This is a genomic window from Thiomicrospira sp., assembly GCF_036568485.1.
Classification (GTDB): Bacteria; Pseudomonadota; Gammaproteobacteria; order Thiomicrospirales; family Thiomicrospiraceae; genus Thiomicrospira.
This window is the reverse complement of the sequence record NZ_DATCSL010000069.1, coordinates 1-19,877: the sequence shown is the minus strand read 5'-3', so window position 1 is coordinate 19,877 and position 19,877 is coordinate 1. Positions and strand designations below refer to the sequence as shown.

Genomic DNA, 19,877 nt, shown 5'->3' with positions numbered 1-19,877 from the left:
ACCGATTTGGAAACATTCTGTGGCATTTTGGCAAATCAAATCTGACTTTTCTCAAGCATTAAGTGCAAGTGATCATGAGCATTCGGCGATTGATGGTTTGCGTGCGATCGCGATTTTAATGGTGATGGCGTTTCACTCGCTCTATATCGCACATGTGGTGCTTTCAAAACAAGCCTTTAGTGAACTGGTGATCAACCTACCCTGGGGTTTAGGTTTAGTCGTTAGTTTTGACAAAGCGGTGGATGGATTTTTTGTTATTTCAGGGTTTTTACTCGCGACCTCTTTACTTAAAGCGCAACAAAAAGGTCACCCTATCGATTTTTGGCGTTTCTATCGCAAACGTTTGTTTCGAATTTTGCCGTTGTTTTTAATCGCACTGGGGCTTTACGCTTCTGCCGCTTGGAAAGGCGATGCTTATAGCTTATTACTGAATTTATTTTTTATGGAAAACAATTTTCCTGATGCAACCAAACTCATTCCGGTAGGTTGGTCGTTAGCAATCGAAATGCAATTTTATTTAGTCTTGCCGGTTATTCTGGCTTTATCAGGTCGGTTTTTAGCGCCGGTTTTGTTTGGCATATTGGCGTTTGCGTTGCTGATAAAACTGGGGGTGATTTTTTCAGATGCCAGATTGTATCAAGAGTCGATTATGGCTTATTTAACCCAGAAAATAGATCCGGCGATTATTCTTGATCAAATTTATTATCCGACCTGGATGCGATTTGATCCGTTAATTATGGGTGTGTTGGCGGCTTGGGTTTGGGTTAACCACCAGGCCTGGTTGCAGCAGCATCAAGCCAAATTATTCCATACTGGCTGGGTACTAGTCGCGCTTAGCATGTTGTTCCCGGACCATAAGCAAATCGAAGTTTTGTACCCAACTTTAAACGGACTGGGTTTGGCCTATCATCGCAGTGTGTTTGCTTTGGGTATCACCCTATTAATGTTGGCGATTTTGTTACCTAAAGTTGAAGGTGTAAAGTTGGGGGTTAAGCGTTTCTTGGGTGCGCGTTTTTGGCGCTCTTGGAGTGAAATGGTGTTTCCTTTGTACTTATTCCATTTTCCGATGTTGGCGATAGCGGCTGTTGTGGTATTTGGCACTACCGATGTTAAAGCCGTTAGCGAAGTGCATTATTGGCAGATTGGTTTAATCTTTGTGCTGGGTTCGATTTTGACTTGGTTATTTAGTTTAGTGTTGCATGTGTTTATCGAAAAACCCTTCCATCGACATGGCCGAGCCTAACGAAAACGCTAGGCATATTTGCGTTGGTACTGAGTGACCTTTTGCAAATAACGGCGCGTTTCTTCGTAAGGTAAGTTTTTCACGAGCTGCTGATAAACCTGATTTGGACTGAGTTGATTAATCCGATCAAAGGCTTTAGCGCGATCTTTATCAAAGGCTTTTAAAACATTACCACTGCCGGTATTGTAACCAGCGATCACGCAGTATTCGCGTGATAGCGGATGGGTTACTTTGGCGAGATAACGATCATTCAAAATCGATAAATAACCCGTGCCCATGCGAATATTGTTTTTCGGCACAAACAAGTAGTCTTTGGTTGGCGTGCCGGGTCTGTTATACACCAATTGATGTGCGTCTCGTCCCGCCGAACTAGGTACAATCTGCATTAAACCATAGGCCGGAATATGACTAATCGCATATGGATTGAAGCTACTTTCGGCCTCCATAATGGCATACACCAAAGAAGGCTTAACTTTGTAGCGTCGGGTGTTTTCGGTGACATAAGCCGCGTATTTGTTTTGTGAACCGGTTTGGTGGTCTTTCACCATATTAAAGGTCACAAAGTGGCGGGGTTTTTTATTATAGGTATCTTGTTTATAGGCGGTGCGCATTAAATATTGAGCATATTGTTGTGCGCGCCAGGCGTAACGCACTGGCTGACCTTGATGGTCGAGTACCAAATTCAACAAAAACGGTTCGCCGTTCGGTGCGACGTCTTTATCGGTCAAGAGCTCGACTTTGCTGGGATCATCCGGTGTAAGTAAGGTGGTGATAATCGCCTGTTCGAGTTTGGCTTTTGAATCTTTTGAATCGACGGTTTCAACTCGGATCACGCCTGTTTCAAAATTGACGATGGCACGGCTTTGATATTCGTCAGTGTATTTAATGTATTCTTTTTGGCTGGCGACCTTTTCATCGCCCCACTCTTTTAATAAGCGCTCGGCTAGCTCTTCGAATTGTTTACGCACTAACTGATCTAAAGCCGGAATGCCGGTGGTGGGAATTTGATCGGTCAAAGCTTTGGTGACATCGCCTTTGGTTAGATTTTGTCCGGCTTGAATTGATCGTCTCACTTCGTTAGGAGTGCAACCGAATATACCAACAAGCGGGCTGGCAGCAAGTAATTGGAGGAGTTGGCGTCTTTTCATGTTTTGCATTATAGCTAAAGCTGAGCTTGGTCACCAGTTTTGTCATGGCTTAAATCTAAGCGTTCTTATTTAATAGTTTGGTGGTTAGCTTATAGGTTAATTCAGGCCGATCTATTATAATGACGGTTATGAAATCCTATCGCTTTAGCCTATTTATTATCCTCAGTCTGCTGTTTGTTCAGACATTAAGCCTGACGCACGCGGTGGTGCACCCGTTTCATACCGAGGATGTTCAGACTGAAGCATCACACCATCATATTTCAACGTCTGACTTATCCCATGCAGAGCACGCCCATGATTTAACAGGAATGGATCACTGGGTTTGTGAGTTATTTGACAGTGTGCCGAACCCCGCGATTGAGCCGGCCACAAATTTAAGCTGGTACATGACCACTACCACGCCACCAGGCCTGGTGGTTGTGTTTGCTATTTCAGTATCTTCTGCTAGCTATCCTTCACACTGGAGCCGAGGGCCTCCGGTCGCTTAATTAATAGTTCACCAATTTTGTCTATTAATTAAGGAGTTTCACGTGAAACATACAACGCTGCGCCTGGCTGTATTGTCAGCTTTAGGCTTATCCGGCTTACCCGCTTTATCACTTTTTCCTAATTTGGCACAAGCCAATGAATTATCTGCGATTGTGGTATCGGCCTCGCCGGTTAACCAACACAATGCGTTTGAAGTGCCATCCCAAGTGGAGCATCTTGAAGGCGATGCTAAATCCAACTTAGAGTCGGGTTCGTTAGGCGAAATGCTCGAAGAAATGGTGGGTGTGAATAATCAAAAAACCGGCTCTCAGTCCGGCAAACCCGTGATTCGGGGTTTAACCAGCAACCGAGTTAAAGTGATGTCAAACGGCATGACCACCGATTACCAAGCCTATGGCACGCGCCATAATCCTAATGTCGATGCCTTTCTGTCGGAACAAATTGAAGTCATTCGTGGACCAAGCAGTGTGCTTTATGGTTCTGAAGCGATGGGCGGTGTGGTGAATGTGTTGGCGCCCTCGTTTTTAACAGAAGACGGTTTAGCGGGCGAAGTTCGAGGCGAAATCAATTCAAATAATGCTGAAACCCAGATGGGTGCAAAAGTGAAAGCACGTTCAGGCAACTGGATGTTTAATTTAGGTGGCAGTTTACGTGAAGCTGATAACTTCAGAACCGGTGACGCCACCGCTTGGCAACCAGGCGAAAACAATGATCGTGCGATCTTTACTGGTGAAGTTCCGTTTACTAATTTTGAAAACCAAGCCGCCAATGTTGGTTTGGGTTATGAGACGGATTGGGGTCAAGTTGCGGTGCAGTATTCTGATTGGCAAAGCAAACAAAACTATCTCAACATTGAAGGCAACCCACCCCAGGCGGTAGGCGCAGGCCAGCTTCTAAAAAATCAAGAAACCCAACTAAGTGGTGAGTTTTTTATTTCTGCCGATTGGGTGTTAAAACCGAATTGGTCGCATACCCGAAATACGCGTGAAGCCACGCATGATGAACCTTTTGAGACGATGGCTTCTGAAAAAGGCACGGATCATTATCTGGATTTATTAGTGGTTAGGGATGATATTAAATTAGGTCTTGAGCACCCAGAAGTAGCTGGATTTAAAGGCGAAGTGGGTGTGGAGTGGTCGCAAAAAGATCAAACTTTGAAATCTGGGCATTTAACCCCAACAGCCCAGGCCAACAGCCAAGCCATTTATTTGTTTGAAGAAGCCGATATGGATAACTGGGTGGTGCAGTTGGGTGCGCGTTATGACCAAATAAATATCGAAGCCCCGTTAGATGGACAGGGAAATGATGAGTTTGCTCATGTGTTCGATGCCAGTAACAATGAGCGGGATTTCTCAGTGTTAACCAGTTCTTTTGGTGCCACTTATAAAATTAATTCAGACTGGTCGGCGGCTCTGAATGTAGCACAAGGTTTCCGAGCTCCAAGTATTTTTGAGCTGTATGCGGGTGGCACACATGGGGGCGTGCAAGCCTATCAACTAGGTAATCCAGATTTAGAGGCCGAGACGTCTGTTAATACCGACTTATCCTTGCGCTGGAAAACCGAACAAGCGGGCGCGACCGCAACGGTTTATAACAATCAGATTGATGACTTTATTTATCTAGAAAGAACGGGTAACAATGTTGATGAAGAAGGTACTAGTTGTAAAGCCGGTACACCAGGTTGTTATGATGAAATGAAAAATCAGCAAACCAATGCACGCATTCAAGGCCTTGAATTAAGTGCTTGGGCGCAATGGACACACAAGCTAAAAACAATGGCCGCTTTAGAACTGATTGATGGTCAAGATCTAAAGGAAAATAGAGAGCTGCCTTTAATGCCGGCGAATAATCTGCGCCTTAAAGCGGAATATTCTTTAGGAGAAATGGCTGGATTTCAAAAAAACAAATTAGCTGTGCAAGCTAAGTTTGTTGCGGCTAAAAAATCAGCTGGACTATACGAGCCGTTTTCACAGTTTGATAATACCGATTTTGGTTCTGCCAGCACGGATGCTTATCAGTTGTGGGATGTCGAATATACCGCAAGTTTACCGCTGGATCATTACGATCTAGGTTTGCAGTTAAAAGTTGAAAACCTATTCGATACCGCCTACCGCGATTTTTTAGATACTTATAAAGGTTATACCTTAGGTATGGGGCGCAACATCAAACTCAGTGCACACCTCGCGTTTTAGGCTTTTTCTAAATCTATCCAAGCCGTTCGCTTGGGTAGGTTCCTTCCTAATTTTTTAAACAAAATCAATTAAATGCACTTTATTTAATAACTGTCGTATAGTATATGTATACGTTTTGTATTTAGGTGTTTTTGTGCGTCCAGATTTCCGAGCTTATTCGTTTGTATTGTTACTCATCGTAATGCTGATGGCTTTGCCTTTTATACCAGGCCTGGTGTCTTCATTTAACAGTTATGGAATGGTTGTAAATAAGCCAGCACCTGGCTTTAAGCTTAATTCTACTGATGATAAAAGCGTCGAGTTACATGATTTTAAAGGACAGTTTACCTATTTATATTTTGGTTATTTAAACTGCAACGGTGTTTGTCAGACTCATTTAGCCACCTTCTTTCATTTAGACAAACAAACGCCAGAACAAGATTTTAAAATTGTGTTTATCACTATGGATGCTCAGCGTGATACTCAAGAAGTGCTAAAACAAAGAATAGAGAGTTTAGGCGAGCGTTTTATCGCCTTGTATGCCAGCTCTAGACTTGAAATACAAAATTTGGCGCTTGCTTATAAAGTGCCCTTTTACCAAACTCCAGCTGAGGAAAATGATTATGAAATGAATCATGCCGGTTTTGTATTTTTGATCGATCCAAATGGTCAATGGCGACGCACTTATACCGGTCGCTATTTGAACTACACAAAGTTGCAGCAAGATCTAGATTTTCTTCGAAATCAGGTTAAGCCTGCTTTGTAAACAAATCTCTGTATCTATATAAGCCAATGAATAGAAGGAAGGTATCGTGAACACGACCCAAGCACTTGCACAAGCATTTCAAATTGAGCGCAAGAAGGTAGATAAATTGATGCTCATTATTTTGTTAGCTCATTTACCCTTCACTATGTTTTTAGCGCCATGGGGCAATGACACACAAACCTTTGCCATGATAGCGTCAATCGTTACGGCTTTGTTGGTAGTGGTCGCTTACATGAGTTTAAAAGGAACACGTGGTTTTTCAGCGGTGGTCGGTGCGGCGTTGATGTTAAATTCGGCTATTCTTATTCAGGCGCAAATGGGTCGAATAGAAATGCACTTTCATATCTTTGTCGCGTTGGCGTTTCTGCTGGCTTATCGTGACGCACTGCCAGTATTAGTCGCGGCAAGTGTTGGTGCGGTGCATCACGTGTTATTAACTTATTTCCAGTTAAACTCAGTGATGTTGGCAGATATGCCAATTATGTTGTTTAACTATGGCTGCAGCTGGGATATAACATTTTTACATGCTTTTTTTGTGGTAGTGGAGTCTGGCGTATTGATCTATTTGGCGCAACTGATGCGTAAAGAGTTTATCGTCAATTCATTTGTTGCGCAAAGCTTAAGACAGGCGGCCGAAACCAATAACTATAAAGTGGATTCGAGCCAAACAAAATTAAAAGACCCAACGCTAGATGCGCTAGAAGACTTAATGAGCAGTACAGACCAGGCCTTGTTAGAAATTAGTGTGGTGATGAAACAGATTGCAGCGGGCGATTTTTCAGCCCGAGTCATCAAAGACTACAAGGGCGACCTGTTAGTAATTAAACAGGCGGTGAATGCGGCGGCCGATAACTTGGCAATCACGATGCAAAGTTTAAATCAGGTAATGGATGGGTTATCCAATGGTGACTTTGATGTGCGAATAGATGATCGGGTCAAAGGTGAGACTCGTCAGAAAGTTGATCAAGCCATGATCTTAATGGCACAAGAGTTGAATCAAATTGCTCAGATAGCTCAAGCGATGAGACAGGGTGATTTTAATCAACGTATGCAGGGTGATGCGCCCGGTTTACTGGGTGAGGTAAGCCATAATCTTAATCAATCCTTGGATCAAGTACAACATGGTTTCGAATCGATTCGTTTGGCGGCGCAAAACTTAGCCGAAGGTGATTTGACCCAGCCCATTCAACAACCATTAAAAGGTGAGTTGCATGAATTAAAACAAGCGATTAATCAGGCAACCGAATCTTTAAGTGATTTGGTTTCCCAGCTGTCGCACGCCAGCCAAATGATTCATAGTGATGCACACCGACTTCAAAGTGGGTCACAGGATTTAACTCGACGAGTTCAGCGTCAATCAGCCGCGCTTGAGCAAACTGCTTCAACGATGGAGCAGATGACAGCTTCCGTGCAGCAGAATACATCCACCACACAAGAAGCGAACCAATTGTCGGCGCAGTCTAACAAAACCGCTACTTTAGGCGCAACCAAAGTAGCAAGCCTGAATCAAGCAATGCAAGGTGTCAGTGACTCCAGTGAGAAGATTGAAAACATTGTAGGTTTGATTGATAGTATTGCGTTTCAAACCAATTTATTAGCTTTAAATGCGGCAGTTGAAGCAGCCAGAGCGGGTGAAGCTGGACGTGGTTTTGCGGTTGTGGCGGGAGAAGTACGTGTGTTAGCTCAAAAATCCTCGGAAGCGGCAAAAGATATCCGTAATTTAATTGAGCAAACCACCGAACGTGTAGCGGGTTCGTTAAACTTAGTTAAGGAATCGGCGGAAACCTTTAGTGCTATCGAACATAGCATTCTTAAGGTATCGGAGTTGGTGTCTAATGTAGCTGAATCTTCCGAAGAGCAATATCGAGGCATAGTCGAAATTAATCAGGCTGTTTCGTCAATGGATTCAGAAACCCAAGGTATGGTGAACTTTGTCAAAGAGACGGTAGAGTCTGCTGATATGTTGGCGAAACAATCGGAAAACTTAGAAAGATTAATTGCTCGCTTTAAAGTGGCGAGTACCAAGTTTGTATCTAACAAATAAAGTTGTTTGAGCATCTACCAGGCCTGGTAGATGCTCAAACACACTCAATATCGGGCACTTTGGTTGGCGATGTCTTCGTTAAAATCCCATGACTGTGGATCAATCAAGGTTTCCACATAGGCTTCGACGCCATCATCTAACTCATGCATAAAATCTAAACCCGTCTGTTCTTCGATATCACGCACACTAACCAAGTACTGACTTAAGTCTTCATTACCCAATGCGGTTTGCGGCATGACAAAAGCCAGTACCTTCGGCGGCTCACCGTTTTTCGATTCTCGAATAAAGATTTTATAAAAGCCTTTGGGAATCGCGATGAGTTTATAGCCTGGCAGATGTTTGGGTTTATCATCAAAAATCGGCCCGGTTACCACTGTAAAAGGCGCATAACGATCAGCAAAATGATTGGCCGCAATTTCTTCCAAGCGTTGCCAGGCACGACGATTTAAATTCGGTGCTTGTGGCGTAATGTTGGTCATTAAGAAGGTTTCGATTTGGGCTTCTTGTCCATAACGTGATGCAATCACATGGTTAGGCGCTAAATGGCCACGGTCATAGCCGCTTTCTGTGTAATCATCGTGTTCGATACAAGGTAAGACAAACCAGCAGCGTGTGCTGCGCCAATCGGATTGAAACTGACTCGGACGTGGCAGACGAGGACTAAACTCAGGTTTGGGCAGAACTTGATAGGTGACCCATAGCGGGTTGCCGAGCTTTTCTGAATAACCGACCATGTAAGCATCATTGCGAAACACGCGTGTGGTTAATTGGTCTAGCCAATCTGTATCAAAGTCACGGTGTTTGGGTGTGCCTTCAAAGCTCATACTGCTGCGCAAGACTTGGGTTTCAACCGCATACCAAACACTTGCCGCAAGGGCACTCACGCCAGCTACCTTGGCATAGGTTTTTAAACGTGCAAGTTTGGTTTTGCTTTTGGTTGGATGGTTGGCTGAGGTAAAGCCATTCCCATTGTTGCCACGACGTCGGCGTCGCCATCTGCGCCATCTTGCCATATTCAATCTCCGATTTCTGAAGGCTTCATTATACGAGCAATTTTATGAGAATCGACAGGAGTTTATGGGTATCGAATCACTCGAATTTTAATTAAAACGACGTTTGGCAAGCAGGTGAACATAACGACCCATATCACGATAGGTGGGTAAGCGGCAGTATTGATATTCCAAATCCAGTAGCGCTTGGTGGTCACTTTTTTCTAAAATATCTGGACGAATGAAGTCGTTAAAAACGCGAATGCCGGTGTGCACTTCGACTTTAAACCCCCAGTTTTTTAGCCAGCCTAAAACCTCATGTGGGTATTGTGGATTGGGCGGTGTGAGTTTTTTACCCTTGCCGATATAAGCATTTTGCAAAATGAGTGGCCAGCGCCATTCACCCTTTAAAACATTGCTGTAGACAAACGCATTGCGGTTATAAAACAATAAAGATAAATAACCACCAGGCCTGGTTTTATGTGCGACGGTTCGCAGAGTGGCTTTAGGATCGGCCAGCCACTCTAGCACGGCATGAAATAACACCAAGTCAAACTCTGGCAAATCGGCAGCTAAGTCTTGCGATGCGCCATGCAAGAATTGTGCTTCTAGCCCTGCCTGCGCGAAGTTTTGTTGGGCACGATCTAGCATTTTGCGCGATAAATCACAAAGTGTGAGTTTATGGCCGGCTTGCGCTAGCCATAAACCTACTTGGGCAAATCCACAACCGGCATCCCAAATTTGTAATTCAGGTTTCGAATCGCAAGGTTTCACGTGAAACCTTGCGAGGTCTTCTTTAATAAGTTTTAAGCGCCATTCGCCCTTCAGGGTGCCATAAACTTTTTGTTCAAACTTTTCAATTAAACCATCAAAATTACGATCTTTAGGTTGATTCATGCTGGGCTCAGTTGCAGTTAACAGCCGCTATTATAATGGGTTTAAGTAATCGATTCGTCATTTGCTTCGCGTAACTCTTTGCGAAGTTTTATCAATTCAGACTTAAAGTGTTCAGCATCGCCAAACTCGGTAAACTCAAGATAACGTGGATGTGCGCCTAGACGTTTCTTAGCATGTTTAATTGGACAAAAATATTGTTCAGTACGTGCAATGATTTCACTGGCATAGGCCATTAAACCGTTGCCATAGGCGCAATATTGGCAATTGATTTTCTGCACAATGTTTAAGTAGCGTAATTGATCGCGGTCGTAAACAAAATAAGGTCGACGTTTAACACGTGCCACGCCATAAATTGGAAAGCAGGTGTATTGATAAAAGCTGATTAAAATATCCATGAATACAAGTGGAATCACCATGCCATAAATAATCGGAGCCGTAATAATGTTTTGTGGACGATCGATAAATAAGGTGCGAACTAGGCTGGTTTTGAGTTTTTTGTGCGACTGGCTAATCGACTGTTCAAACTCAACACGCTTGCCTTTTAAGTGGTAACTGATTTGTTGTTGGCGTTCTCGCAAGGTCGTGCCCAGCTCATCTTCAAGTTGTGTAATTTGTTTGAGTAGGTCTTCAATTCGTTTTGACATAAAAGGCTTCTTATTTATATAGGTTCGTTAGCATCATACCAGCGCATTACAGCAGGAAATCGGTTTTTAACCAAAGCGTTTTATTTAACCGAGTTAAAGACTAGGATATCTGGTTATAATCTGAGCTAACGAATATCAAGTTTAAAACCGCAAAGGAACAGCATGTTTGATGAAGCTAAAATGCGAGAAGGGGTCAACAAAGCCAGCCTTATCCTTAAAACACTGGAAGTTGAAACCGTTCCGATAGAAATATTGCAGTTGCACGCATTAATCACCGGCGATACTCCAAACATTGCCGAAATTGAGGCGGTGATTTCGCGCAATCCTGAAGTGATGGGGCGGTTTTTAAGTATGGCGAATCAGGCTTTAAATCGTCCGTCCGATGATTTGGTTCTAAGTGTGGCGGCGGCGATTCATCTGTTAGGCTTAGAAGAAATTCATCAGCTGTTTGTGTTATCGCATGTGCTTAAAATTGTGCCAGTTTCAAGCGCAGACCAAAAAGTCTTAAAGCGCTGTATGCGAGCCGGGGTTGCGGCCGCTGAATTAAGCCATTGGGTTTATGGCTTCAGCCGTGCTGAAGTGTTTCTGGTGAGTTATATGCAAGATATTGGCGCTTTGTACATGATGCGACATGACCCGATTCATTATCGGGATAAGTTTTTTAGTCAGCAACCCGCGTTTCCAATCAGTCAATACCAAGATGAAGAAGCTCATTATAAAACATCCCACTGTTTTGTCGGCGGATTGGTTACCAAGCGCTGGAATCTCGGATCATTGTTGTATCGGAGTGTGTTATTTCATCACCATCAAGATTTGCAGAGTTTGGCTAAATATGACGAACGTACCGCTAAGATGGTCGCGTTAAATCGGGTCGCCAACTTTTTGGTGTTTGAGCGTTTTTCAGATCAGTTTGCTACCAAAGAGCTAGAAGACTGTTTTGAAGAGGCTTGCGAATTTATTGGCATCACCGAACCTATGTTAAAAGCAGCGGATGCGGCACTTGAAAAATGGGCGGACTCGGAGGTGTTGCCTGAAGCAAGTCATTGAATCGAATCATCGGCTTTAGCGGTTAATTTACCGGCTTAGAGCCTGCAGCCGCAAGCACATAGTCTTCTGTATTAGCGGCGGTTAACATATGTTCACAGCCTTCAACTCGATTACGTCCGGTGTTTTTCGCTTTATACAGTGCCACGTCTGCGCGATTAATCACTTGTTTAATTTGGTCTTGATAGGTCACGCGTGCCACCCCAATACTGACTGTAATGGTTTCCAGCCCTCTAAACTCATGGGCTTCGATCGCCTGACGAATCGATTCCGCTTGTGCACAAGCCTGTGCCTTATCAAACGAGGCATTCAACATGATAAATTCTTCCCCGCCCCAGCGCCCAATCAAATTAAGGTCGCCAAACTGGGCTTTGAGTAACGCGGCAAATTCGACCAACACCTCGTCACCCAGTTCATGACCATGTTCATCATTAATTTGTTTGAAGTGATCAATATCTAAAAATAATACCTGATAAGGTTCGCCGAACTTGATAAAACGTTGGTGTGCGGTTTGTAGATATTGATCCATTTTAAAGCGGTTAACCAAGCCCGTTAGTGTGTCTGTTTCAGAAAGCTTTTCTAACATGCGGTTCTTATCAATCAGTTTATTTTGAGTCTCAGTCAGAGCCATGGTGCGTTCGGTGACACGTTGTTCCAACTCTTCATTTGCTTGACGTAAGGCGTGGTTAATAGCACTAAATTTATTAAACACAAATAACGCAAATAAAAAACTCGTGATAATCAGGGCGATCGCTAAGCCGACGACTTTTATCATGAGTTTATCAATCGAATTGGCGGCTTGTTTAATGGCGTTCTGAATTTCGACCGATTGATATTGTGAAAACTCATTTACTTTGTTGGTAAAGTTGTTGAGCAGATCAATGGCTTGGGTAGCAATCAGATGCCGAGCTTGTTGGCTTTCACCCTGTAGGGTCATTCTGGCAATTTGGGTTTGCAAGGGCCCGGTGATATTAGCCATTTGGTGGATTTCTTCAATCCATTGGCGTTCAAATGGGGTTTCATCCGACAGGTTCGCTAAGTTTTCACGATTAGACAAATAATCGCTCGCATTTTCATAAAAACGCATCAAAGCTTCGTCGATGAGTAATGGGTCCTCTAGTAGCAACATTTGTTGCAAGTTGATCGTGCGATTTTGCCCAGCAATATGCATGTTGAGTAAGCTGTGTAACTTCTGGTGCTGGTGGCTGACCAGATGGCCGGCTTTATTGAGGGTTGAATGGGTTAATTGTTGAGCGGTCATTACTAAGGCTGTAATTAGGAGCATCACCAATAACAGACTTAGGGCAATCCACATGCCAAAAGAATTTTCAGTCATTTTTTTCATAAGATGCACTTACAGCCTTAAAAGATTTTTATTAACGTTATTTTTTAACACAAAATAAACTTTAACATCTTATTTTTAAAAGGATTTAGAGCAAAACTTATGAATTGGCATAAAAAAATATTATATATAAATAAATTAGAATATTAGACAGAGTTAATGTCATAGGCCAGCTCAAATTTACTGGCCTGTTTGTTTAAAGCACCAGGCCTGGTGCTTTAAGACTGGGGCGTGTGAGGATGTGCCAATATAAAATTAACAGTAAGCCAAAGCCGATTATCCAGCCGAATTGACTCAACTGAATCCAGATTAAACTATGCTGTGGCCAGACAAGCGGCAAAATAACACGGCTAAATGCTGCCAAAGTTAAGGCAACAAACACCCAAATCAAACCCTTGGGCGGTTCAAACACATTGCGTTGAGTGTGACCGAGACTAATGCGCGCCATCATCGATGAGCACAATAAACCTATGCCGCCAGCTGCCAAGGCGTGAATGGCCAGGCTGGGCGCGACCCATTCTAGACCTACAAAACCATAGAGCATTAAGCCCAGAGTGATAAAAGCGTGGGACAGATGCAACGGCCAAATGAGTAGCTGGGTCCAGATTTTTGGATGATACCACCAGGCCTGGCGAATCATAAATAAACCAGCTAACGGCCAAGCGATCAGGCTAATTAGCCAACTAGCGGGCGAAAAAACGACCGCCAGCATTAAGCTAACAAAGCCGGCTAAGATCGATCTATCCAACCAATCGGCGTTTTTAAAAGTCGCTACGCCAAGCGCTTTTTCTGTGAAAAAAGGCGTTAAACGCCGAATCATAGTCAAATTTATGCTCAGCACTAAAAACAAACCCACCATTAGACTTTCGTCCACCCAGGACCAGGCCTGGTGGGCATTGATATAGAAGCTTAAATTAGCAATAAAAATAGCAGCAAATAACACCGCCAGCCCGACTTGGGCGCTTAAACGACGTTTCCAAACCGGCCAGATAAAATGCAGCATGAGTCCAAGGTTGAACACTAAATCAAACCCCGCGACCCAAATAAGGGGTAAGTCGATTAAAAACCCGACACGGGCCAATAGCCAAAAGCCAAACAAAACCGCAAGTCGCCAACCCGAAGCCGAATTCATGCGTGACCAGTTCATCGCAGCGGTTAACAAAAATCCCGTTACGGTTGCTAAGGCATAGCCAAAAATCATTTCATGCGCATGCCAGTAACTTGCGTTAATACCACTAAAGCCGGCGGTGGGATTTGGAAATTGCCACCACCAAAAGGCCATCGCAATCACCGCAAATAGCGCGCCGCCCAAAAAAAAGCTACGAAAAGCGCGTTCAAAAAAAATCGATTCTTTCATGGTTATTTATCCAATCGAAAAGGCTAAGGTCGGCCAGCACAGACCTTAGCCACAACGGGTTATCTAAGTGATGTGGTTGGACCAAACACTTCATAGTGCAACTGTTCAGGCTTAAATCCTAGATCAATGCATTGATCATATACGGCCGCCATAAATGGTTTGGGTCCGCAAAAGTATACATCGGCTTGCGTGTTAGGAAGCCATTTAGCCAGAACCTCAGGCGTTAAATAGCCTTTGTGATCGGATCCTTCTCCAAACTGATAGGCACTAAAGTAGTCAAAGCCATATTTGTGCTTGAGCAATTGGATTTCGTTTTTCATGATGTGGTGCGATTCATCTCGTACACATTGAATAAAGCATAGATTTTGGTCAGGCTGTTTGTTGAGCTGATCTTTCAACATGCTCATTAAAGGCGTGATGCCGACACCGCCAGCAATAAAGACTTTAGCGCTGGTTTGATTCTTAATGAAAAACTCACCCGTTGGTGGTTGTACCCATATTTGATCACCTACTTGGGCTTGATGTAAACGATTGGAAACTTGTCCAGGGTGGTCGGCCGAATGTGCCTCCGTTTTAACACTGATCCGGTAATAGGCTTCACCTGGGGCATTCGAGATTGAATATTGACGAATTTCATCAAATTCTCCCTTATCGCCTTTCAGTTTTATGCCCAAGTATTGACCCGCTTCAAAGTCAACAAGCTCACCATCTTCGGGGATTAAATAAAATGATTTAACCGACCCGCCTTCTTCGACAATGCGCGAAATATTGAAGGCTTTAAAGCCACGCCATCCGCCGGGTTTGTCTTCATTAGCGGCGTAAATTTGTTCTTCGGTATCGACAAACACCTGAGCCAAAAATGCATAAGCGACCGCCCAAGCTTGTAAGATTTCATGGTTATCGGGAAGAGATAAATGGTCTTGAACGGCTTCAAGTAGATACTTACCTACGATCGGATAATGATCAGGCTGAATGTGCAAACTGGCATGTTTATGTGCAATACGTTTGACCATGGGGCCGAGTGCCTCGAGCTCGTCGATACGACTGGCATACATAAATACCGATTCGGCTAAGGCTTTAGATTGTTCACCTTGTGCTTGGTTAGCCATATTAAAGATATGTTTCAACTCAGGGTGATTACGAAACAGTTTTTCATAAAATAAGTCGGTAATTTTTACGCCCTGTTCGGCCAAAACAGGCGCTGTGGATTTAACGGTTTGAATAATCTGTGGCGTCAACATAAAACACTCTTTTGTTATTGGGTGGACGTTAGGCGGCCATGAACGATGGATTGAACTGCCTAACCAATTAAGATTCATTTTGTATGAATCTTTGAAAGGTGCATATTAGTTGAATGTTTTATGGTTTGTCAACTATAATGACAAACCAAGGCAGGGGGAGAAAGGTCATGCAACTTACAAAACAGACAGATTTTGCGTTTCGAGTGTTGATTTATTTAGCCTCAAAACCGGCGCAAGACTTATCGCAAATACAAACAATTGCCAGCCGTTTTGACATCTCGCGCAGTCATGTCATGAAGATCGTACAAAAAATGGCCAATAGTGGCTTAATTGAATCGGTTCGAGGACAAGGTGGTGGGCTAAAGCTAGCTAAAGCTGCGCAAGAAATTAATTTAAGAGAGGTGGTAGAGTTAATGGAGGCCACCTTGAACCCAGTTAACTGCCAAGAACCGGTTTGTTTAATTGAGGGTTCATGCGTGCTGAAAAATTATTTGTATCAAGCACAAGAAAGTTATTTGGCGCACCTAGGGAAGTTTAGTTTAAGTGATATTGTGACGCCTCAGGTGCGCCACGAAATTTTTCTGACTGACATTGCAACCCAGCCTATTTCGGTGCATTAAGTTAGATTAACTCTAACTTAATGCGGCATGCTAAACTGATGATTTAAGGTTTTACTGTGGTTAAGCCTAAAGACTGCCAGGCCTGCATGCCACCGCGATACCAGAACATTTTATGGGCTGGGTAACCTAAGTTAACCAGTGCTTTGATATTGGTTGGCGACTGACCGCACCAAGGGCCATTACAGAAAAATACCAGTGTTTTGGCGTTTGAAAAATTCCAAATGCCCTCGCTTACGCTGGCGTTAAACTGCAAGGTTAGAATGCCTTCGACTTCAATTGGCTCATAGCCGTCAGATTGAGGGTGTAATTTGGTCCAAGGTAAATTAGTCGCTCCCGGAATGGTGCCTTTTTCCACCCAATCTGGGGTGCGTGAATCGATAATGACGATAGACTTATCACCATCGGATTTACGTTGTAAAAAGTCGAGCAATTCCAGTTCACCAATGGTAGTGACGCCCGGTGCAACTTCTATGGGTTGCACGCAAAATGGTGGACAAGCGCGTGAAGTTAAAGCGTAGTCCTCAACCACAGTGTTTTTTTGGTCTTGGATACGTTTAATCGTCACGGGCTGACCATTATGTTGAACGGTCACTTCGCTGATTTTAGAACTGATTTTGACCTTTAAGTCGTCGGCTGAAAGCGCTGGGTTAAAGGCCAGGGCGAACAGACAAACGACGAAAATATTGGATTGGAATATGCTGGATTTAGAAAACATGATGTCCCCCTTTTGACCCAAATGTAATAAATGGACTAGCGGTTTAGGTCATTAATTAACCTAGCAAAAATTACGCATTTTGTCAAAAAACGCATCGCGTTAAACTGTCAAGAAAAGATAAGAAATACCAAGCAAAGCGCCGTAGAGCACCAATAAACTATTCGAGGAAACCCACATGAAACGATTACTGAAATCTGCTTTTTCTTTTGAGTCCAGCCATTTATCGGAAATGATTCTGTCTGTCATTGGCGTGTTTATTGCCATGATCGCGGTCGTGATTGTCATGGCTTGGGTAAGTGATGGCGTGTATGCCTGGTTTGTTATAGCCTCGATGGGTGCCAGTGCGATTATTTTGTTTTCTACGCCTCATGCACCGATGGCACAACCCTGGGCCGTGTTGGCGGGTCAAATGTTAGCCGGAACCTGTGGTTTAGCGAGTTGGGCTTTATTTAAAGACCCGATGATCGCGGTGCCGATTGCAGTCGCCAGTACCTTGTTGTTTATGCAGTTATTTAAAGCGCGTCATGCGCCGGGTGGGGCGACCGCCTTGTTTATTGCGTTGGGCACGGTTGAAGTTGAAACCTTGGGCTGGAGTTTATTATGGTTGAGTTTATTGCCCAGTGTTTTGACCTTAATTTTTGTTTCAGTTGTATTTAACGCGCCGTTCAAGTGGCGTCGTTACCCTTATGTGGTGTTTCAAAAAACTCAGCCTAAGCCTGAAAAAACGCCAGAAATCACCCATGATGACTTAGTTTATGCCAGCGAACAAATGCAAGGTTATTTTGAAATGAGTGAAGCCGAATTTATGCAGCTTTATCGTGCCGCGCGTGAACATCATAAAACCAGCAGGCCTGGTCGTTAAACTCAAGTTGCGTTAGTTAAAGCGCATTGGTTTGCAGGACGCGGGTTTCAAATTCCTCTATCGGACAAGGGTGGCCATAGAGGAATCCTTGATAGTTATAGCAACCCAACTCGGCTAACAGCACTTGTTGTTCCGGCGTTTCTACGCCTTCCGCTATCACATCTAACCCCAATGACTCGGCTAAAGCCACGACCATTTTGGCAATCGCGGCGTCGTTTTTATCGACTAAAATATCGCGTACAAAACTTTGATCAATTTTGAGCTGATCAAGCGGCAGTTGCTTTAAATAAGCTAACGACGAATAACCGGTTCCAAAATCATCTAACGAGAAACGTACGCCATTAGCTTTGATTTGATGCATTTTTTGCATCACTTGCTGAACCCCCACCACTAACATGCTTTCGGTTATTTCGAGTTTTAATTTTGTCGGATCGCTTCCACATTGTTCAAGTTGATTTAGGGTTTGCTCGACAAAGTCGGCTTGATGCAGTTGGCGTGCACTGATGTTAACCGATAAAGTGAGTGTAGCCATAGCTGGCTGGCTGGCCCAGCGCAGGATAATTTGGCAAGCCTGTTCTAAAATCCAGTGCCCAAGTGGCAAGATCAAACCGGTTTCTTCGGCTAAGTCAATAAACTCACTGGGCGAAAGAATGCCCAGTTTAGGATGCGCCCAACGTATCAACGCTTCTGCTCCGGTAATTTGGCCTTGTTGATCTACTTGAGGTTGTAGATAAAGTACAAACTCTTGTCGGTTGATGGCGTTACGTAAATCACGTTCCAGCTCACTGCGTTTCATTACCAAGAGTTGCATGCTTGGATCAAAAAATTTATAGGTGTTGCGACCATTTTCCTTAGCGCGATACATCGCGACTTCGGCACTTTTTATTAAATCATCGACTAGATAATGGTCACCCTGAAACAGCATGACGCCGACGCTACAAGTGGTTTGATAATCATGGTGGGCCAAAGGATAAGGTAAGCTAAGGCTTTGCATCAGGGTATTAATGAATTGGTTGGTTTTTGTAAGGGCGCGATCCTCCTTAGCGGATAGATTTTCTAATAAAATCATAAATTCATCACCACTAAAACGACCTAGCTTAGCTTGATTTTGGGTGAGGTCGGACAAACGTGCCGCCACTTTTTGCAATAATTCGTCGCCAACGTCGTGGCCTTGCGATTCGTTGAGGAGTTTGAAATTATCCAAATCAATTAAAATTACAGCGCCATACTGCTGATTTTGTTCGCTGGCATGTAAGGCGTGCATTAAATATTGCGTGGTTAATTGTCGATTTGGCAATTGGGTGAGCAGATCAAAATTAGTCAGGTAATCAATTTCGGTCTTGGCTTCACGCACATCGGTAATATCTAACCCATGACCGATGTAGCCAACAAAATGGCCTTGTGCATCATAACGTGGCGTGCCATCGTCCACAATCCAACGATATTCACCATCACGGCGTTTTAAGCGGTAAATCATGCTGAATTTTTGACGCTCATCAAACGCCTTGCTAAAGGTGTTTAGACAATGCTTCAAATCGTCGGTATGCACGTTTTCTGTCCAGCCTTCACCCAGTTCTTCCTCAAGTGTTCGGCCAGTAAACTCTAGCCAAGGTTGGTTAAAAAATGTACAGTTTTTATTTAAATCCGCAATCCAAATGAGGGCTTGGCCATTGTTTGTCATCGCTCGGTATAGCGCTTCGCTCTCTTCCAGCAGCTGGTTTTTTTTACGGCGTTCGTTATCTAAAAAATGTTCGCGACGCCAACCCAAACCGAAGCCGGTCACGCCAATAAACCAAATCAGCAAATGCGAAAGTAGTAGCTCAAAACCTCGCCCCTGGTAAAAATAAGCAAAATGAAGAATCGGCACCGCGGCGCCAATCCCGCCTATTAAATCACCAGCTTGATAGCCTTGTTGTGCATGACAGTTTAAGCAGCTTGCTTCGGCGATAAAAGGTTTCATGAGCCTAAGGTAAGTTTGGCCGTTCATTTGATAGAGCTCTTGCACGGGTTGTGGCGATTGTTGAAATTGATTGAGCACTTTTATTTCCCAAGCATCGGCTGCGTTTTCTGGATTCATGGGATGTAGGCTGGTAATGCGTGTCAGAATCCCTTCGGGATCACCGTAGCGTTCGTTTATATTTCGCAACACATAAGCCGGGTTTAGTAAGGTCAGGGATAATCCTGATGTGGTGATAACGTCGCGTTGTGGATGGTTTAGATAGGGGTTGGGCGGTGTGGTATCGTTCGGCGGTACATATACACCACCATGGTCGGAGGCCCATTGCCGAATTCGCATATCTTGATT

Annotated in this window: 17 protein-coding genes; 8 read left to right on the top strand and 9 right to left on the bottom strand. The window is 43.8% G+C overall.

Translation table 11 applies throughout. From position 1 onward, the window contains the following. On the top strand, positions 1–1,243 hold a 1,243-nt coding region (locus VIM91_RS07190; protein WP_331864140.1), incomplete at its 5' end, for an acyltransferase. A gap of 8 nt (positions 1,244–1,251) precedes the next feature. Here the strand turns inward: VIM91_RS07190 and VIM91_RS07185 are convergent. Next, the gene (locus VIM91_RS07185; RefSeq protein ID WP_331864139.1) at positions 1,252–2,391 is read right to left on the bottom strand and encodes a murein transglycosylase domain-containing protein; all 1,140 of its coding nucleotides are present in this window, start codon (positions 2,389–2,391) and stop codon (positions 1,252–1,254) included. A 119-nt stretch (positions 2,392–2,510) separates the two neighbouring features. Between VIM91_RS07185 and VIM91_RS07180 the strand changes: the two genes are divergently transcribed. The 4 genes from VIM91_RS07180 to VIM91_RS07165 all read left to right on the top strand — a co-directional run bounded on the left by VIM91_RS07180 (position 2,511) and on the right by VIM91_RS07165 (position 7,861). Beyond that, on the top strand, positions 2,511–2,879 hold the full coding sequence (locus VIM91_RS07180; RefSeq protein WP_331864138.1) for a hypothetical protein: 369 nt from the start codon (positions 2,511–2,513) through the stop codon (positions 2,877–2,879). A gap of 42 nt (positions 2,880–2,921) precedes the next feature. Further along, a complete protein-coding gene (locus VIM91_RS07175; RefSeq protein WP_331864137.1) occupies positions 2,922–5,072 on the top strand; it encodes a TonB-dependent receptor in 2,151 nt (716 codons plus the stop codon). Between the two features lie 133 nt (positions 5,073–5,205). Next, entirely contained in the window at positions 5,206–5,817 is a 612-nt protein-coding gene (locus VIM91_RS07170; RefSeq protein ID WP_331864136.1) for an SCO family protein, read from the top strand. 46 nt (positions 5,818–5,863) lie between these two features. Further along, positions 5,864–7,861 carry a methyl-accepting chemotaxis protein gene (locus tag VIM91_RS07165; RefSeq protein WP_331864135.1) on the top strand — a complete coding sequence of 666 codons (1,998 nt, stop codon included), beginning with the start codon at positions 5,864–5,866 and terminating at the stop codon, positions 7,859–7,861. Positions 7,862–7,905: 44 nt separating this feature from the next. Here VIM91_RS07165 and VIM91_RS07160 read toward each other — a convergent pair whose 3' ends face one another. From VIM91_RS07160 to VIM91_RS07150, 3 genes are all read right to left on the bottom strand, one after another. Further along, a complete protein-coding gene (locus VIM91_RS07160) occupies positions 7,906–8,874 on the bottom strand; it encodes a DNA/RNA non-specific endonuclease (protein WP_331864134.1) in 969 nt (322 codons plus the stop codon). Positions 8,875–8,961: 87 nt separating this feature from the next. Then, entirely contained in the window at positions 8,962–9,747 is a 786-nt protein-coding gene (locus tag VIM91_RS07155) for a methyltransferase domain-containing protein (protein ID WP_331864133.1), read from the bottom strand. 41 nt (positions 9,748–9,788) lie between these two features. Further along, positions 9,789–10,391, bottom strand: a complete 603-nt coding sequence (locus VIM91_RS07150) for a hypothetical protein (protein WP_331864132.1) — start codon at positions 10,389–10,391, stop codon at positions 9,789–9,791. A 162-nt stretch (positions 10,392–10,553) separates the two neighbouring features. Between VIM91_RS07150 and VIM91_RS07145 the strand changes: the two genes are divergently transcribed. Further along, positions 10,554–11,438, top strand: a complete 885-nt coding sequence (locus VIM91_RS07145) for an HDOD domain-containing protein (RefSeq protein WP_331864131.1) — start codon at positions 10,554–10,556, stop codon at positions 11,436–11,438. A gap of 22 nt (positions 11,439–11,460) precedes the next feature. Here the strand turns inward: VIM91_RS07145 and VIM91_RS07140 are convergent, their stop codons facing one another. The 3 genes from VIM91_RS07140 to hmpA form a co-directional block, all read right to left on the bottom strand. Continuing rightward, the gene (locus VIM91_RS07140) at positions 11,461–12,780 is read right to left on the bottom strand and encodes a diguanylate cyclase (protein ID WP_331864130.1); all 1,320 of its coding nucleotides are present in this window, start codon (positions 12,778–12,780) and stop codon (positions 11,461–11,463) included. A gap of 193 nt (positions 12,781–12,973) precedes the next feature. Further along, complete coding sequence (locus tag VIM91_RS07135) at positions 12,974–14,134, bottom strand: NnrS family protein (RefSeq protein ID WP_331864129.1); 1,161 nt, start codon at positions 14,132–14,134, stop codon at positions 12,974–12,976. A 59-nt stretch (positions 14,135–14,193) separates the two neighbouring features. Further along, positions 14,194–15,375: an NO-inducible flavohemoprotein gene (gene hmpA / locus VIM91_RS07130; protein ID WP_331864128.1), complete on the bottom strand. Its 1,182-nt coding sequence runs from the start codon at positions 15,373–15,375 to the stop codon at positions 14,194–14,196. Positions 15,376–15,542: 167 nt separating this feature from the next. Here hmpA and VIM91_RS07125 point away from each other — a divergent pair, with 167 nt between their 5' ends. Beyond that, a complete protein-coding gene (locus VIM91_RS07125; RefSeq protein WP_331864127.1) occupies positions 15,543–15,995 on the top strand; it encodes an Rrf2 family transcriptional regulator in 453 nt (150 codons plus the stop codon). 43 nt (positions 15,996–16,038) lie between these two features. On the opposite strand, the gene VIM91_RS07120 is transcribed toward VIM91_RS07125, so the two are convergent. Beyond that, positions 16,039–16,710, bottom strand: coding sequence for a rhodanese-like domain-containing protein (locus tag VIM91_RS07120; RefSeq protein WP_331864126.1), 672 nt, complete (start codon positions 16,708–16,710; stop codon positions 16,039–16,041). A 175-nt stretch (positions 16,711–16,885) separates the two neighbouring features. Here VIM91_RS07120 and VIM91_RS07115 point away from each other — a divergent pair, with 175 nt between their 5' ends. Further along, positions 16,886–17,572 carry an HPP family protein gene (locus tag VIM91_RS07115; protein WP_331864125.1) on the top strand — a complete coding sequence of 229 codons (687 nt, stop codon included), beginning with the start codon at positions 16,886–16,888 and terminating at the stop codon, positions 17,570–17,572. Positions 17,573–17,588: 16 nt separating this feature from the next. Here the strand turns inward: VIM91_RS07115 and VIM91_RS07110 are convergent. Beyond that, positions 17,589–19,877 (bottom strand): EAL domain-containing protein (locus VIM91_RS07110; protein ID WP_331864124.1); only part of this gene is annotated, 2,289 nt, incomplete at its 5' end.